We start from the raw sequence: 16264 nt of genomic DNA, 5'->3' as shown, positions 1-16264 counted from the left end.
TCATCGGCGAGCTCGTGGATTCGAAGGCCAAGGGGTGCTCGAGGAAACGGAGCGATCATGACCGACCCGCTGGGCCCGCCTCCGCACGAACGACACTGGGTCGACACCGCCCGCGAGCTCGCCGCCCGGTTCGCCGTCACCGCCACCGATCGCGACAAGACCGCCGAACTGCCGATTGAGAATCTCCGGGCGTTGCACGCCTCCGGTCTCGACGCGGCGTTTCTGCCCGTGGAGTACGGCGGCCAGGACCTCAGCTACCGCAGCTACGGCCGGATCACCCGGTTGCTGAGCGCGGCCTGCCCCTCGACGGCGTGCATCTGGGTCATGCACATCGGAGCCGCCGCCGGGCTGGTCGCGATGTCCGCTCCGGACGTCGCCCGGTTCTACGCCGAGGAGCTGGCCGGCGGGCGACGGTTCGCCAACGCCCTGTCCGAACCCAGCGGCGGCAACCTTTTCCTCACGCCGCGGCAGCACGCCACCCGAGCCGACGGTGGCTATCGGCTGACCGGCGCGAAGCGGTTCTGCTCCGGCTGCGAGGTCGCCGATCACTTCCTGGTCAACGCCCTCGTCGACGGTGTGCCGACGTTCTTCGGGGTCGCCGCCGACGAGTCGATGAAGTTCGTGCCGATCTGGGACACGATGGGACTGCGGGCCAGCCGCAGCCAGCTCGTCGACTTTCAGGACACCCTGCTGCGCGACGACCGGCGCTGCCCGCCGCCGCGCGAGCGCCGCCCGAACCACATCGGCGCCGGCCTGGCGTTCCTGAGCCTCGGCATCGCCGACGCGGCGATCGACGCTCTCGTCAGCCACGCCAAAGGCCGTGAGATCCCGACGACCGGCCGACCGCTGGCGGCCGAGCAGTGGTTGCGGTTCCGGCTCGCCGAGGTGCACACCGATCTCGTCGCGGCCGAAGCCGTCAGCCGGGAGATGTGCCGGCTGGCCGACGTCAACGACGCCGGTTTCCTCCCCGCGACGATCCGCGCCAAGCTGCTGGCCAACCGGGTCGCCAAGGACGCCGCCCAGCTGGGCATCGAGGCCGGCGGCGGCTCCGCCTACCTGAAGACCGCACCGATCGAGCGAATCTTCCGCGACGCGCAGGCCGGGCACCTGATGGCCTTCTCCGCCGAGGTGTGCAAGAGCATGATCGCCGGGATGCTGCTGGACACCCCGGACGGCACCGCATAGCCGGCCGCTGCGTCCGCTTCCGGCACTGCGCCGCCGGTCCGCTCAGTAGGGATTGCCGGGCACGTTGAGGCGCGTCTGGTAGAGGCCGAACCCGCCACCGGAAACACCGGAGGTGATGTAGAGGGTCCGTCCGTCCGGTCCGCCGAACGCCGCGTTGGTGGTGTTGCGACCGGCGGAGATGGTGCCGAGCCGCGCGCCGGAGGGGGAGAAGACGTAAACGAGCCCTTCGTCGTAGGAGGCCCAGTACAGGTTGCCCGCGCAGTCGACGGTCGCGCCGTCGGGCGTCCGGATGCTCGCGAACGTCGTGCGGTTGCCGGTGGTGCCGTCGGCGAAGACGGTGTACTTCATGATGGCGTTGCTACCGGTGGCCCCCACGTAGAGCGTCCGGCCGTCGGGCGACAGGACGGCGCCGTTCGGCTGCCGCAACGTGTCGTCGACGAGGCTGACCACACCGTCGCGGACGCGGAAGACGCCGGTCCGGCCGCCCTGCTCGTCGGCGCGGTTGCCACGCTGGAAGTTGGGGTCGGTGAAGTAGGTGGTGCCGTCCTTGCCGATGGTCAGGTCGTTCGGCGAGTTGAACGCGCGGCCGAGGTAGTTGGCCGCGACGGTCGCCCGGGTGCGGTCGGTCAGGCTGTAGGAGGAGACGGTGCGGTTGTCGTGAGTGGCGGCGAGCACCCGCCCGCCGTCGGCGGTGATCGCCAGCCCGTTGCTGCCGGCGTCGGCGATGAACGTCTCGAAGGTGGCCGGTGGCGTGTACCGGAGCACGGCCGACGGTTGCACGCCCTGTGGGCCCGTGGGGTTCTGCATGTTCGACAGCAGCAGGGTGCCCGTTCGCTGGTCCCAGGTGGGTCCTTCGAGAAAGTTGAACCCTCCCCGGATGAGCTGGGACGCCACCGCCCGCGTCGGCAACGGCTGCCCGTAGGTCGTTCCCGGTGTGCACGGTGAGGCCGTCGTGGCGCCGGACGCCGCGGGCGCCACGGCGCCCGCGATGGCGATCGCCACCGCCGTCAGCGTCCACATGCGACGGTGACGCGATGTCCTGAAGTGAGTCATGGCGGCTCCCTTTCGTGATCGGAAGGCCGCGGGACGGGCGTCCCGGCCCGCGGCCGGTTCACCGTCCGAGCTCGACCTTGAGGATGCTTTCGTTGCTGTTGTTCGGAACGCTGTCCTTGTCGCCGCGGGTGCTGGTGGTCAGCCACAAGCCGCCGTCGGCGGACGGTTCCACGGTGCGCAGCCGTCCGTACGTGCCGTTGAGGTACTGCTGGACGTTGGTCAGGCCGTCACCGGAGATTTCGGCCCGGTACAGCCGCGCTCCGCGCAGGCAGGCGATGTAGAGGGCGTCGCGGACCACGGCGATGCCGCTGCACGAACCCTCGGCGACGGGGTAGGTGTGCTTGGGCGCGACGAAGCCGGGTTCGCCGCAGCTGCCCGTGGTGCCTTCGCAGCGCGGCCAGCCGTAGTTGCCGCCGCGGACGATCAGGTTGGTCTCGTCCATGACGTTGTTGCCGAACTCCTGTTCCCACAGCCGGCCCTGGGAGTCGAAGGCCAGGCCCTGGGGATTGCGGTGGCCGTAACTCCACACCGGGGTGCCGAAGGGGTTGTCCGAGGGGACGCTGCCGTCGCGGTTGATGCGCAGGACCTTGCCGGCGAGGTTGGCGCGGTCCTGAGCCCAGGCGCTGTTCTGCCCGTCGCCGGTCGCGATGTAGAGCTTGCCGTCCGGCCCGAAACGCAGCCGGCCGCCGTTGTGGTACTTGTTGCGCGGGATGCCGGTGAGCAGCACCTCCGGGGTGCCCGTGAGCACGCCGCCGGTGTAGCGGACGCGCACCACCCGGTTGTCGGCCGCACTGGTGTGCATGACGTACAGCCACGGGTCGGTCGTGAAGTCGGCGGCCACGGCGATGCCCAGGACCCCGCCCTCGCCGTCGGTTCCCGCCGCGTTCGGTATCCGTCCGGCCACGGTCTTCGTGCCGGTGGCGGGGTCGAGGCGGACGAGTTCGAAGGTGTCGCGGCGGCCGTAGAGCACCTGTCCGTCGGGCAGGGTGGCCAGGCCCCACGGCAGGTCGGTTTCGGTGGCGACCCTGGTGACCGAGCACAGCGCCGTGCCGCAGGCGGTGCCGGTGGTGACCGCGACCGGTGTGCTCGGGGCCGAGCGGTTGGCCTGTGCGTCGCGCGACCGCACCTGGTACTGGTAGCGGGTGTTCGCGGCCAGGCCGCTGTCGGTGAACGAGGTCGTGGTGGCGCCGCTGGTCGAGCCGACCGCGGTGCCGTCGCGGAGCACCTCGTAGCCCGTGACACCGACGTTGTCGGTGGCCGGCCCCCAGCGCACGGTGACCGTGGTGCCCGACGCCGTCGCCGTCACGCCGGTGGGGGTGGTGGGCGGCTCGGTGTCGGCCTGGCAGTGCGGCACGGTGACGGTGACCGTGGGACTGGCCTGGGAGACGTTGCCCGCGGCGTCGCGGGCGTTGACGTACAGGCCCCAGGTGGCGCCCGGCACGACGGTCAGGCCGGTCGACCGGGTCGTGCCCCGCACCGATGTCATGAGCTGTCCGTCGTGGTAGACGTCGTAGAACGCCACGCCGACGTCATCGAACGACGCCGACCACGAGAACGTCACCCGGGTGCACGTCAGGTTCGAGGTCCGCGGGTTGGCCGGCGCGGTCGGCGGCGTGGTGTCGGCCTCGGCGGCCACGGCGACGGGTGCCGGAAGCGCGGCGCCGAGGCCCAGCAGGACGACTGTCCACACCGCTCGGAGACCGGAACGGGGGACCATGCTCTTCCTTGTCACGGAGGTATCCCGCATGGTGTTCCTCTCGCACGGAATGCAAGGCGGCTCGCCTTGTCATCGCTGACAGAAGTGGTGGGCACCATGCCCGTCGGCGTGCACCGAAGTGAAGGCGTTCCCTAGCCGCGCCGGGCGGCGCCGCCAGCGGGGCCTGCGCCGGTTCTTGGGTGGAGCAATGCTGATCCAGGTGACGTTCGCGCACGTAGAGCCATGCTTCGCCTCCTTGCGAGCAGGATGCGTACTGGTCGCCGCCAGGTGCCGAGCCGGCGCGTCTGGGAGCGTTCCCAGACACCGTAGCGCAAGCTGTTTGCCGTCGACAAGACCAGTGAGCATATATCCAACTGAATGAACGGCCGTCCTTACTTGACGGGTGCCCCGGCCGCGGCCGGGGTGCGGGAACCGAGGCCGTCCGAACCGATCGGCTCTACGGATTCACGGATTCACCGTGGAATCTGTCAGAGCCGTTTCGTGGTGAACAGGGTGGTTCCGTGGACCGCGTCGACTTCCTTCCGCCCGGCCTCGGTGAACCCGAGCTTGGCCAGCACACGGCGAGAAGCGGTGTTCCACTCCCGGACCGTGGCCCACAGGCGCTCGTATCCGGACGATCTGGCCCAGTCCAGGATCGCCATCGAGGCCTCGGTCGCGTACCCCCGATGCCAGGTCCGGCGCAGCAGCTCGAACGCCAGTTCCGGTTCCCCCTCGAACCCTCGTCCGCCGTCGATCAGCCCGCAGTAGCCGATGACGTCACCGGCGGCCTTCCGCTCGACCGCCGGCAAGCCGGTCGACGACGGCCGGCCGGCGCGGATCGCGTCCTCGAGCTCCGCGACCGTGGGGCGCCCGTCCGCGTCGATCCGGCGGTGCGGCGGCACCCGTGGATCCCGTTCGGTCCACAGCTCACGCTGGACGACAGCCTCGGCCACCCGCCAAGGTCTGAGCAGCAGGCGATCCGTCTCGAGCACGACCTCACGCCCCGCCGGGATTCGAGCTGCCATGACAACGACTCTCCCACGGGAACGTCCTGTCATGGCTGCCCTTTATACCGGCGTTCGGCCGCCGGCATCTCGGCTCAGTTCTCGTCATGGTCTCGCGTTCGCAGGTGCGTGTCCCGCTCTTCGGCGAGGATCCGGTCGATCCGCGTCGCGGCCGAGACCAGCCGATCGCGGGCGAGCGACGCCAAGATCGCCAGCGCGGCCAGTGCGGCCAGCGCGACCAGGATGACCGTCGCGGCGTTGGTGCCTGTGATGACGAACGCGACGGTCGTCGCCAGCAGGAGCGACGGCAGGAGCGCCGGACGGAGCGCCGGCAGAGGCCACCGCACGCCGGACCGAGCATGGCGTGGCCGGTACGCGAAGCGGCCGAGCGCGAACCGACGTGGGCTCATCACACCTCCGTTGGTTCGGACGCTCTGCGCGCCTACTTGAGGAGTCGTAGGGTTCTGACCTGGAGTTACTCAGACGGCCGATTAGTCCCTGTTCGTGTGTTGATGGTCCACATCTGCCGTAATTTCACTCGAAAAGCGCACTGTGCGTAACCGCCGTTGGTACGGTCCTGAGTCCGTCGCGAACGCCACTGGCGGGGGAGTAGCAATGCCTCGTTCGGCGAGAACACCATCTACGACGGCTGAGCGGTTTCTCCATTGCCGCCGGTGAGGAACGTTGTGCCCGGCGGGAACCGGCGGCGCCGGAGCGGCCGGACCCGGACGGGGCGTTCGTGGTGCGCAACCGGGATGCCGCGGCCTGGCCCGAGGTGGCCGTCGACGGCGTCGGCTGGGTCGCGCTCGATCCGGCCGCGGGAGCGGCCCGCAGCGGCACCGGACCCGCCGGTGTCGCCGCCGCGGTCGCGCGGGCGCGGGCGGAACTGCCGCCGGACCCCAGCCGCGGAATCCGGGGCTACCGATACGGCGTCCACTGTGGACTCCCCGGCGCCCGGCGGGGGGCTGGCTCGGCCTGGCGATCGTGGTGGCGGAGCTGCTGCCGGCCGCGGCGGCGGCCGGGGTTCCGGGCCGCGATCGGCGTCCGCGCCTGTCGTAGACCTCTCGCCAGTCCGTCAGCCGCAGGTCGACCGGACGGCGCGAGATCGAGGCGCCGGCCGGCCGGAACCCGGCGAGGTTCGCGTGTCCAGCCTGGTGGCAGGTCGGCCGGACGCGCGCCCCCGCAGGCTACTTGAGGTAGCCCGCGAGGCCGATCTTCTGGTCGCGCAGTGCCTTGGCCACGACTCGCGCGATCTGGTCCGCGCCGGCGGCTTCGAAGTGCGTGTGGTCGTTGCAGAAGAACGCGCCCACGGCCCCCTTGCTGTAGTCGCCGTTGTTGGGACACAGCTTGAGCGTGTTGTAGAGGGTGTAGCTCAGCTTGTGCAGGTCGATCACGGGTGTCCCGGTGGCGGCGCCCGCTGCCGTTGTCGGGGAAAGGAATCCCCGGTTTCCGACCGCGGTGCTTCCGCTGCACGTGATGGCCGCGACCGGGGTCAGCAGGACCGGGTGGGCACCTCGGCTCTTCGCCGCGTCGACCATCGTGGTGAGCAGGCTCTGGTAGCGGGCCGTGCCGACGTGTCGTGGGCACTTCGAGTCGCCGTCGTTGATGCCGAACTGGATGAACAGATAGTCGCCCGGTTGCATCCCTTTCGCGGGATCGAGCATGTCCAGCCAGCGTTGGGCGTAGGTGTTCGGGCTCACCACGCATTCACCGGCGGAGTTCTTGGTGCCGGTCACGTTCGACTCGTAGAGCCACGTCTGGATGCTGCGGCCTGACACGGCTTTGTTGACCACGGTCACCTGGTCGTTGAACAGCGGGTCGAACCTGTTGCCCCAGCCGACCGGGCAGGAGGACTTCGGATCCGCCATGGTCGAGTCACCGGCGAGCCACACCTTGACCGTGGAAGCCGCCGTCGCGTTCGATCCTGCCGGACGCGCCGCGCAACTCGGTGCGGCAGTTTCGTGGAGCGAAGCGACTGCCGGATCGGCGCCCGTCAACATCGGCGCCGCGATCACTGTCGCGATCATGAGAATGAGTTTTCGCAAGGCGGTCTCCGTTCTGTTGGTAGCTGGGGTCGTTCCCCGGGAACAGCAGGCCGGGGATTCAGCGATGCCTGCGGTCAGCGCAGGAACGCGGCGGCGGGCACCTGGCTGCGCGCGGTGAGATCGATCAGTGGCACGTGCAGCTTGGCGGGCAGGTCGACGCCGAGGTTGTTGACGATCAGGCCGGTCGGCGTGAGCTTCCCGTTCGTGCCGAACTGGTGCCGCACCGGCGGGGTGACCAGGACAGGCGACCCGCCACGCTGGCGGACGCCTTCGACGAGCTTGCCGAGGTTGGCCCGGAAGGTGTTCTCCGGTGTGGTCTTGTCGTGGTGCGCCAGCTGGATCAGCACTTCGTCGCCGGGCTGGATCAACGGCTTCACGGTGGCGAACAGCCGGGGGGTGCTCAGCCAGCTCCCGGTGCTCTCACCCGAGTCGGCGTAGTTGGCGACCACGATTCCCGGTCGTAGCAACTGGGGCAGTTCCTGCGCCCAGCCCCGCTTCGGGCCCTTGAGCCAGTCCGACGCGGTGGAGTCGCTCACCACGAACAGCCGCGGCCGGCGGGTCGCGGGGACCACGGACACGTTCGCCGCGACCTGCGGACGTTCACCGCCAGTACTTCCCGGCGGAACTCGCCGGCGCGGGTGCTCACGGGCGCGAGCATGGTGCGGCGTGCCTCCACCTGGACTCCGGTCCGCGCGGCCTGGCTCGCACTGCCCAAGGTCAGCGCGACCTCGTAGTCGCCGGGCGGAACGAACACTGACGGCGGGGACGAGCATCGTGCCTCCCGATCAGAAGTGGGCGAGTAGCCCCTCGGGCTCCCCGTAGAAGAGGCCCTCTCCGTCCGTGCCGCGGCCATCGATACGTCAGAGTTGCGATGAGCAGTCTTCCGCCATGAACCCGTTCCGTACGTGGTCATCCGATCTCCCGTGATCGACGACGAAAGCGCGGGGCCAGGCTGGGAACGTACACAACCGACTACGTGCGGTTCTGGTAAATATGGAACCTCAAGTTGGAGATTGCCGCAAGGCTTGATGCCGAACTTCTGTGAACGTGCACAGTCGCCGGTCCGCGTCCGAATCTCCCGGCGAAACAATCGATTCGATGCAATTTCGACGCGCGGGAAATTGGGTACCTCGTCCGTGGCAACGTCTTCAGTGACGAGGACGTCACGTTCCCGGAGGGCAGTCCGGTGGTGACTGTTTCCCGGGTCGAACGCGCGTCGAGACGTGATGCTCGATGAGCCGCTTCATCGACGTCCGGATCTCAGGCGATCCGGCTCGGCGTGTTGGTGCTCGTCCGATGCGGGGTGACCGGCTGGGGGTTCGGATCGGTTCCCGCGCAGCCTCGTGCGGTACGCGGCGACAGCGCAGGTCGCGGCCGCCGCGGTCAGCGCACTTGCCACCCACGGCGCCCAAGGCGCCCCGGTCGACGAGGCCAGGAAAGCCTGGACCGACGCCGTGGCCGAAAAGACGACTGCCAGCACGATCCACACCAGCTGGTGCGGGCTGAGTTGCACCACACGCTGAGGCATGTCTTCAATGTCGTCTGGGCTGACGACACGTTACACCGCCTCAGACCCCGTCCCCCTGACCTGGCGGAGGGTGGGTCCCGCGGCCGTCGATCAGCGTCCGGGACGAGCTGGCGTGGCGCTCGAGGGTGCCTGCTGCTTGATCAGCGCCGCGTCCGCGGCGTGGGACAGGTCGGCGCGCGAGGCGATCTGGCGATGGCTGCCGCCGAGTGCCTTGGCCTCCGCCACGAGGCGGTCTCGTTCGCTCAGCCATCCGGCGGCTTGTTCGGCAGCGTGCTCGATGTCCTGCAGCACTCGCGCCAGCTGCGCCGTATTGTCTTCGTTCGGGTTCGACACCGGCAGATGGTAACCGGCTCGCACATCGCGGGCCCGGTCGAACGGGCGTAGGGCCTGGCGACGGATGTCACGGGTTTCGGGCCCGCCCCTCCGGGGCCGCCGGTGCTGGGAGCGGGTGATCGTCGACGAACAGCAGGTGACCGCACCCCCTTGCTTATGGCGAAGCGAGTGGTTCTGCCTGGTAGGCCTCGTGCAGAACGTCCAGAAAGGACGGTGCTTCGGGCAAGGGCACGGATCCGATCCGCCGGACCGCCACACCCGGGGTCCACGAGTTCATGACCACCCCGCCGGCCAGCGCCGGCAGATCGTCGAGCGTGATCTCCTGGACCCGCTGGGGGACACCGAGGCGCGCCAGTCGCCTGTGCAGGACGCCCATCGTGGTGCCGGTGAGGACCTCGGCTTCGGGCCACACCACCACGGCACCGTCCCAGAAGGCCAGATTCCAGATCGTGCCTTCGCTCAGCCGCCCTCGGCGGTCGACGAAGGCGGCGTCGTCGGCGCCTTGGGCGGTCGCCTGGCGCAGGAAGTACGTCTTGGCGACCTCGCCGACGTGTTTCACGGCCGGGAGGACGCGCTCGTACTCGACCGCCGTCAGCGTCAGCGGTCCCGCCGGGCCGGCAGCCGGCTCACTGGTGCGGACCAGGATCTCGAGCTCCGCCGCGGGCTCGGCCGCCGTGAATTCCCCGCTCGGCGAATACACGGTCGCGGTCAGCGACAGGTCACCCGGACCGGTTTCCAGCGCCGATCGCAGGCAGGACAGCACTTGCTCCTCGGGGAGGGCGCGGCCGAACAGCTCCAGCGACGCCGACCGCAGCCGCCCGAGATGCAGATCGAGGCCACGCACCCGGCCTCCGCGGACTTGCATGGCGGTGAAGTGGGCGTAGCCCGTGAAAGCGAGCGGCGCCAGCTCCTCGGCTGTCGCCGCCTGCCCGTTGCGTTGCACTGCGAAGTAGGACATATCGGCACCGTAGAATCTGACATCGATGTGAACTTCAAGCGCGCATGAGGGAGATCACATGAAGATCGGGGAGTTGTCACGCGAGACCGGCGTCAATCCGCGCCTGCTGCGCTATTACGAGGAGCAGGGGCTGCTCGTTTCGCGTCGTGTCGGGCGCGGTCACCGCCGGTACGCCGACGACGCCCCGATGGTGGTCGCTCACATCAGGGCCCTGCTCGCCGCCGGTTTGCCCACGAGTGTCATCCGCGAGGTGCTGCCTTGTGTCGAAGGCCCGGGTCCGGCACTGGAGCACTGTGCGGGGCCGGCACTTCGGGAGCGACTCGACGGCATCGACGACAAGATCGCCACACTGCGGACCGCGCGGACCGCGCTCGCCGGCCTCCTCGCCACCACCGAGCGTTCGCCATGACGAGCGATCGCTGCGGCGGGAGCTTCTGGAACCGAACGCCGCCATCTTGGCCGGCAGGCGCATCCCGTGCCAGGGCACGGTACTGACCTCGGGCAGCTGGTCGCGCACGGACATCGCGACCCGGTCGCCGCAGCCAGCGCACCCGGTGGTCCGGGTGATAGGAATGGCCGGTGACCGAACCGAACCTGATCGAAGCCGCCGCGGCCGAGGCCGTCACGCTGACCAGCGAGCTCATCCGCATCGACACGACCAACACCGGTGACCCCGACACGCTGGTCGGCGAGCGGGCGGCGGCCGAGTACGTCGCGGAGAAGCTGACCGACGCCGGCTATGAGATCACCTACGTCGAGTCGGGCGGGAAGAACCGGCACAACGTGATCGTCCGGCTCGCAGGGGCCGACCCGTCCCGGGGCGCGCTGCTGATCCACGGCCACCTCGACGCCGTGCCCGCCGACCCGTCCGAATGGTCGGTCCACCCGTTCTCCGGCGCGATCCAGGACGACTACGTCTGGGGCCGCGGCGCGGTCGACATGAAGGACATGTGCGGCATGGCGCTCGCGCTGGCCCGGCACTACAAGATGAACGGCGTCGTGCCGCCGCGCGACCTGGTGTTCGCCTTCCTCGCCGACGAGGAGGCCGGCGGCCAGTACGGCGCCCAGTGGCTGGTCGAGAACCGGCCGGAGCTGTTCGAAGGCGTCACCGAGGCGATCAGCGAGGTCGGCGGGTTCTCCATCACGCTCAAGGACGACGTCCGCGCGTACCTGATCGAGACGGCGGAGAAGGGCATCCGCTGGATGAAGCTGCGCGTGCGCGGCACCGCCGGCCACGGCTCGATGATCCACCGCGACAACGCCGTGACGAAGCTGGCCGAGGCCGTCGCGAAGCTCGGCAACCACCGGTTCCCGCTGGTGCTCACCGACTCCGTGAAGGAGTTTCTCGCCGGCGTCACCGAGATCACCGGCTGGGACTTCCCGGAGGACGACCTGGAGGGCTCGGTCGCCAAGCTGGGCAACATCTCGCGGATGATCGGCGCGACCCTGCGCGACACCGCCAATCCCACCATGCTCACCGCCGGGTACAAGGCGAACGTCATCCCGTCGGTCGCCGAGGCCGCGGTGGACTGCCGCATCCTGCCGGGCCGGCTGGCGGCGTTCGACCGCGAGCTCGACGAGCTGCTCGGCCCGGACATCGAGAAGGAGTGGATGGAGCTCCCGCCGGTCGAGACGACGTTCGACGGCGCGCTCGTGGACGCCATGACCGCCGCGGTGCTGGCCGAAGACCCGGGTGCGAAGACGCTGCCGTACATGCTGTCCGGCGGCACCGACGCGAAGGCGTTCCAGCAGCTCGGCATCCGCAACTTCGGCTTCGCGCCGCTGAAACTGCCCGCGGACCTCGACTTCTCGGCGCTGTTCCACGGCGTCGACGAGCGGGTCCCGGTCGAGGCGCTGAAGTTCGGCACCCGCGTGCTGGACCGGTTCCTGCGCACGTCCTGATGACCGGCTTCGCGCTCGCCGACGGCACGCTCCTGCAGGTGATCCGCCGGGGCGACCCGGTCGCGCCGGTGGCCGCGGTGTTCGTCCACGGCTACGCGCTCGACCAGCGCAGCTGGGGCCGGATCGCGCCGCTGGTGCCGGACGCGGCCGACGGGCCGGTGGCCGTGCTGACCTACGACCAGCGCGGCCACGGCGGGTCCGGGCGGGCGCGGCGCGGGACGGCGACCGTGGCGCAGCTCGGCGACGACCTCGCCGAGTTGCTGGAGCGCGAGGTCCCGGCCGGCCGGGTGGTGCTGGTGGGGCACGACATGGGCGGGCTGGCGATCATGTCGCTGTCGCAGCGGCACCGGTCGCTGTTCGCCGCGCGGGTGTCGGGTCTGGTGCTGCTGGCGACGTCGTCGGGGCGGCTGGCCACCGAGGTTTCGGCGGCTTGGCCGAACGCGCTGGGGAAGCTGGTCCGCGACCTCGAAGCGGTGCTCGGTTCGAAGCTCTTCGGCGTCGTCCGCGAGCGCACCAGCCGGGCGGTCAGCGCGGGCCTGCGCTGGTGGCTGTTCGGTGACGACCCGGAGCCGGCCCTGGTCGAGCTGACCGTGAAGATGATCCGCGGCAACTGGCCGCACACGGTCTCGCTGTTCCGCCCGGCACTGGACGCGTACGCGCGCGAGGCGGCGTTGACACAGGTCAGCGGCCTGCCGGTGACGGCGATCGTGGGGGAGCGGGACCGGATCGTCCGCGCGTCCGACGTCGAAGAGTGGGCCGGTGGGCTCGACGACGGGACCGCGGTGGTGCTGCCCGGCGTGGGGCACGTCGTGCCGCTGGAAGCGGCGGCTCAGGTGCTGCCCCGGGTCGTCGCCCTGGTCAACGCGAGCTACCGACAAGCTGAGAGTTCTTGACAACTTCTCTTTTCGGCAGCATGCTGGGCCCATGTTTCCCGTGGCGGTGATCGAGGACGCGGCGGCGGCCGAGGTGTCGCTGGACCCGGTCCGGGCCCGGCTGCTCGCCGAACTGGCGCAGCCGGCGTCGGCGACGATGCTCGCGGCGCGGGTCGGCCTGCCCCGGCAGAAAGTCAACTACCACCTGCGGGCGCTGGAGAAGCACGGCCTGGTGGAGCTGATCGAGGAGCGGCGCAAGGGCAACGTGACCGAGCGGATGATGCGGGCGACGGCGTCGTCCTACGTCATCTCGCCGGCCGCGCTGGCCGCGGTGCAGCCGGACCCGGCCCGCTCGCCCGACCGGCTCTCGGCCCGGTGGCTGCTCGCCGTCGCCGGACGGCTCGTGCGCGACGTCGGCCTGCTCATCACCGGGTCGGCGAAGGCCAACCAGCGGGTCGCGACCTTCGCGCTCGACGGCGAGGTCCGGTTCGCCTCCGCCGCCGACCGCGCCGCGTTCGCCGAGGAGCTCACCGTCGCCGTCACGGCGCTGGTGGGGAAGTACCACGACGAGACGGCCGAGAAGGGCCGCGACCACCGCGTGGTCGTCGCCGTCCACCCGAGCGTTCCGGAGGAGACCGCCAGTGGGGCATGAGTTCGAACTCACCGACACCGCCGAAGTCGACGCCACGCCGGAACAGGTGTGGGAAGCCATCGCGACCGGCCCCGGCATCGACTCGTGGCTCATGGGCCGCAACGAGGTCGAAGGCGGCACCGGCGGCACGATCCGCGCCGCCTTCGGCGAATACCGGCCGGAATACCGGATCCGGGAGTGGGACCCGCTCGAGAAGCTCGTCTACGGCAGCGAAACCGCGCCGGACGGCCGGCGGATCGCCTACGAGTTCCTCATCGAAGGCCGCGGCGGCGGCAGCTCGGTGGTCCGGTGCGTCACCAGCGGCTTCCTGCCCGGCGACGACTGGGAGGACGAGTTCGAGGCGATGACCGCGGGCGGCGCGATGTTCTTCCGCACCCTGGTCGAGTACGTCACGCACTTCGCCGGGCGCACCGCGGTGCCGGTGACCGCCTTCGGGCCGCCGGTGGAGGACTGGGACAAGGCGTGGACGCGGCTGGGCGTGGCACTGGGCCTGTCCACCCGGCCGGCCGAGGGCGACCGGGTGCGGATCGAGCTGGACGGCCGCGCGCCGCAGGACGGCGTCGTCTACGCGGTGAACGACCAGACCGCCGGCGTCCGCACCGCCGACGCGATGCTCCGGTTCCTGCGCGGCTTCCACGGCCCCATGGTCGCTTCCCACCACCTCTTCACCCCGGGCGCGGACGCCGGAGTGGCGGAAAAGGTCTGGGGCGGCTGGCTGGACCGGGTGTTCGGCTAGGTCGGCAACCCGCCGGGGAGACTCGCGGCGGTCTTCTTGCGGCGCAGCCAGACCCGGCGCGTGCCGTCGGCGTACAGCCGCACGGTGCGCAGTTCCCAGCCCGCGAACTCCGCGTGGATGGAGAGCTGGGTCGCCGCCGCACGCCGGGACACACCCGGGGGGAGGTGCAGACGGCGATACTCCCAATCCCCTTCGACCACCGCCTCGCTGACCGTCGTCATGGCTGGATCACCTGGGTCCCTTCTCCGGCGGCCGAGCCGACGATCACCCGGCCGCTCTGGTCGTCCACCCCGACCGAGTCCGGCTGGCGCACGGTGGGGAACCGGTACTTCTCGACAGGCTCGCCGCCGCGGACGTCGAACCCGACCACCTCGTTGCGCCCGGTGAGCGTCACCCAGGCCAGGCTCCGCTTCGCGTCGTACGCGATCCCGTACACCCCACCAGGCACCGGGTAGCGCTGCCGCATGATCAGCGGCGAGGCCGAGAAGGCGATCAGCGCGCCCGCCCGCGCGTCCGTCACCAGCACCCGCCCGTAGGAGTCCGCCACGGCGTTCGCCGCGCCGTCACCCGCGCGCAGGCCCTCGCCGACCGTCCCGGCGGCGACGTCGACCGAGAACACCGCGGTCCGCAGCCGATCCAGCACCACCACGCCGTCCCCGGTGTCGACCACGTCGTCGGCGCTGTAGAGCTGCCCGCCGATCGTCCGCGCCGGACCCGCGGCAGGCAGCACCTGGATGTCTTTCGCCGCCCCCATCGCGACCAGCCGATCGGCGCCGTAGACGATGCTCGACGCCGGCTGCCCGCCCGTCTTCGTCTCGGTGAGCTTCCGGTCCGGCAACGTCAGCTGCTGCACCACACCCTGACCCGGCTCGGCGATCTCGACCCGCCCGGGCGTCACGGTCAACCGCCCGGCCTTGCCGTATAACGGCATATTCACCGGCGGTGACGCGAGCGCGTTCAGGTCGTACAGCCGCAACGACGGCGGCTGGGAAACCGCGACGACCAGGGTGGCCGTCTTCTCGTCGACAGCGACCGCCGAGACGGCTTCGCCGGGCAGCACCTGGCCGGCGGGCTTGACCGACACCGGTGGCGCCACCGTGGCCGCCGCGGCCTGCGGGTTCGCCACGACCTGGAGGTCGTCGCCGGCCGGCTTGGCCGACGAGCAGCCCGAGAGCACCAGGACACCGGCGAGCGGGATCGCGATCCGCGACACGGCGGTGTGCCGACGCACGTCGGTGCCTCCAGATGTCCCTCGGCGGACGGTCTTCACCAATATCCTCCTTGATCCCCGTGCCGTCACGTCCGTGTCACCCAACAGACACCTACCGCGGCCAGCGCTCGGGGTAGCCGACCTCGATCGCGCTGACGTCGTCGAGCGCGGACCGGATGGCGGGCGGGAGGGTGATCCTCTCCGCGGCCAGCGAGCCGGTGAGCTGGCCGGTGTCCCGCGCGCCGACGACCGGGGCGACGACACCGGGCCGGTCGCGGACCCAGGCCAGCGCGACGGCGAGCGGCGACGTGCCCAGCCCGTCGGCCGCGGTCGCGACGGCCTGCACGATCCGGGCGGCCCGGTCGGTGCGGTGGTGCTCGACGTAGCCGGCGAGCGCGCTGTTCGCGCCTCGCGAGTCGGCGGGCGTGCCGGTGCGGTACTTGCCGGTCAGCACGCCGCGGCCGAGGGGCGCCCAGGGCAGCAGCCCGACGCCGTGGTGCTCGGCGGCGGGCACGACCTCGCGGTCCACCCCGCGTTCCAGCAGCGAGTACTCGACCTGGGTGGAGACGATGGGCGCGATCGCCGCGGCGCCGGCGGCGGCCGTCGCCAGCTGCCAGCCCGCGTAGTTGGAGACACCGACGTAGCGGACTTTCCCGCTGGTCACGGCGTACTCGAGGGCGGAGAGGGTCTCCGCGAGCGGCACGCAGGTGTCCCAGGCGTGCAGCTGCCACAGGTCGATGTGGTCGGTGCCGAGCCGCTTGAGCGAGCCGTCGAGCGCGGTGAGCAGCGCGCCGCGCGAGGCGCCGCCGCCGAACGGGCCCTCGGTGCGGCGGGCGACCGCCTTCGTCGCGACGACCACGTCGTCGCGGGGCACGAGGTCGCCGAGCAGCGAGCCGAGCACTCGCTCGCTCTCGCCCTCGCCGTAGATGTCGGCCGTGTCCACCAGGGTGCCGCCGGCGTCGACGAACGCGACCAGCTGGTCGGCCGCTTCCTCCGCGTCCGTGTCGTCACCCCAGGTCATGGTGCCGAGCGCCATCCTCGAGACGCGCAGTCCCGAACGGCCCAGCTGTCGCTTTTCCACGACCGCCGA

18 protein-coding genes are annotated in these 16264 nt (G+C 70.7%); 6 read left to right on the top strand and 12 right to left on the bottom strand.

Annotated features, from left to right (window positions below):
- Positions 1–57: 57 nt before the first annotated feature.
- Positions 58–1185, top strand: a complete 1128-nt coding sequence (locus tag AB0M82_RS04915; protein ID WP_364717769.1) for an acyl-CoA dehydrogenase family protein — start codon at positions 58–60, stop codon at positions 1183–1185.
- 42 nt (positions 1186–1227) lie between these two features.
- Here the strand turns inward: AB0M82_RS04915 and AB0M82_RS04910 are convergent, their stop codons facing one another.
- The 9 genes from AB0M82_RS04910 to AB0M82_RS04870 all read right to left on the bottom strand — a co-directional run bounded on the left by AB0M82_RS04910 (position 1228) and on the right by AB0M82_RS04870 (position 9802).
- Positions 1228–2238, bottom strand: a complete 1011-nt coding sequence (locus AB0M82_RS04910; protein ID WP_364717767.1) for an SMP-30/gluconolactonase/LRE family protein — start codon at positions 2236–2238, stop codon at positions 1228–1230.
- 58 nt (positions 2239–2296) lie between these two features.
- Complete coding sequence (locus AB0M82_RS04905) at positions 2297–3955, bottom strand: PQQ-dependent sugar dehydrogenase (RefSeq protein ID WP_364717766.1); 1659 nt, start codon at positions 3953–3955, stop codon at positions 2297–2299.
- A gap of 467 nt (positions 3956–4422) precedes the next feature.
- Positions 4423–4959, bottom strand: coding sequence for a GNAT family N-acetyltransferase (locus AB0M82_RS04900; protein ID WP_364717764.1), 537 nt, complete (start codon positions 4957–4959; stop codon positions 4423–4425).
- Positions 4960–5033: 74 nt separating this feature from the next.
- The gene (locus AB0M82_RS04895) at positions 5034–5348 is read right to left on the bottom strand and encodes a hypothetical protein (protein WP_364717763.1); all 315 of its coding nucleotides are present in this window, start codon (positions 5346–5348) and stop codon (positions 5034–5036) included.
- Between the two features lie 230 nt (positions 5349–5578).
- Positions 5579–5875 (bottom strand): hypothetical protein, encoded by a 297-nt coding sequence (locus tag AB0M82_RS04890; RefSeq protein ID WP_364717761.1) that lies wholly within the window; start codon positions 5873–5875, stop codon positions 5579–5581.
- Positions 5876–6125: 250 nt separating this feature from the next.
- The gene (locus AB0M82_RS04885; RefSeq protein WP_364717760.1) at positions 6126–6965 is read right to left on the bottom strand and encodes a GDSL-type esterase/lipase family protein; all 840 of its coding nucleotides are present in this window, start codon (positions 6963–6965) and stop codon (positions 6126–6128) included.
- A 92-nt stretch (positions 6966–7057) separates the two neighbouring features.
- Positions 7058–7561: a hypothetical protein gene (locus AB0M82_RS04880; protein ID WP_364717758.1), complete on the bottom strand. Its 504-nt coding sequence runs from the start codon at positions 7559–7561 to the stop codon at positions 7058–7060.
- Between the two features lie 1040 nt (positions 7562–8601).
- On the bottom strand, positions 8602–8844 hold the full coding sequence (locus AB0M82_RS04875) for a hypothetical protein (protein ID WP_364717757.1): 243 nt from the start codon (positions 8842–8844) through the stop codon (positions 8602–8604).
- A gap of 154 nt (positions 8845–8998) precedes the next feature.
- Entirely contained in the window at positions 8999–9802 is an 804-nt protein-coding gene (locus AB0M82_RS04870) for an aminotransferase class IV family protein (RefSeq protein WP_364717756.1), read from the bottom strand.
- 58 nt (positions 9803–9860) lie between these two features.
- Here AB0M82_RS04870 and AB0M82_RS04865 point away from each other — a divergent pair, with 58 nt between their 5' ends.
- From AB0M82_RS04865 to AB0M82_RS04845, 5 genes are all read left to right on the top strand, one after another.
- Positions 9861–10211: a MerR family transcriptional regulator gene (locus tag AB0M82_RS04865; protein WP_364717755.1), complete on the top strand. Its 351-nt coding sequence runs from the start codon at positions 9861–9863 to the stop codon at positions 10209–10211.
- Positions 10212–10381: 170 nt separating this feature from the next.
- A complete protein-coding gene (locus tag AB0M82_RS04860; protein WP_364717754.1) occupies positions 10382–11704 on the top strand; it encodes a M20/M25/M40 family metallo-hydrolase in 1323 nt (440 codons plus the stop codon).
- A complete protein-coding gene (locus tag AB0M82_RS04855) occupies positions 11704–12597 on the top strand; it encodes an alpha/beta hydrolase (RefSeq protein WP_364717753.1) in 894 nt (297 codons plus the stop codon). Before AB0M82_RS04860 ends, AB0M82_RS04855 begins: the two co-directional genes overlap by 1 nt.
- A gap of 31 nt (positions 12598–12628) precedes the next feature.
- The gene (locus AB0M82_RS04850) at positions 12629–13228 is read left to right on the top strand and encodes a helix-turn-helix domain-containing protein (RefSeq protein ID WP_364717751.1); all 600 of its coding nucleotides are present in this window, start codon (positions 12629–12631) and stop codon (positions 13226–13228) included.
- Positions 13218–13964 carry an SRPBCC domain-containing protein gene (locus tag AB0M82_RS04845; RefSeq protein WP_364717750.1) on the top strand — a complete coding sequence of 249 codons (747 nt, stop codon included), beginning with the start codon at positions 13218–13220 and terminating at the stop codon, positions 13962–13964. The genes AB0M82_RS04850 and AB0M82_RS04845 overlap by 11 nt, the downstream gene beginning before the upstream one ends.
- On the opposite strand, the gene AB0M82_RS04840 is transcribed toward AB0M82_RS04845, so the two are convergent.
- From AB0M82_RS04840 to AB0M82_RS04830, 3 genes are all read right to left on the bottom strand, one after another.
- Positions 13961–14185: a DUF5703 family protein gene (locus AB0M82_RS04840; RefSeq protein WP_364717749.1), complete on the bottom strand. Its 225-nt coding sequence runs from the start codon at positions 14183–14185 to the stop codon at positions 13961–13963. The two genes, AB0M82_RS04845 and AB0M82_RS04840, sit on opposite strands and share 4 nt — an antisense overlap.
- Positions 14182–15195: a hypothetical protein gene (locus AB0M82_RS04835; RefSeq protein WP_364717748.1), complete on the bottom strand. Its 1014-nt coding sequence runs from the start codon at positions 15193–15195 to the stop codon at positions 14182–14184. The genes AB0M82_RS04840 and AB0M82_RS04835 overlap by 4 nt, the downstream gene beginning before the upstream one ends.
- A gap of 91 nt (positions 15196–15286) precedes the next feature.
- Complete coding sequence (locus tag AB0M82_RS04830; protein ID WP_364717746.1) at positions 15287–16255, bottom strand: aldo/keto reductase; 969 nt, start codon at positions 16253–16255, stop codon at positions 15287–15289.
- Between the last annotated feature and the right edge of the window lie 9 nt (positions 16256–16264).

The organism is Amycolatopsis sp. NPDC051128 (assembly GCF_040682715.1).
Classification (GTDB): Bacteria; Actinomycetota; Actinomycetes; order Mycobacteriales; family Pseudonocardiaceae; genus Amycolatopsis.
The sequence above is the reverse complement of the archived record's forward strand: the minus strand, read 5'-3'. Positions and strand labels throughout refer to the sequence as shown.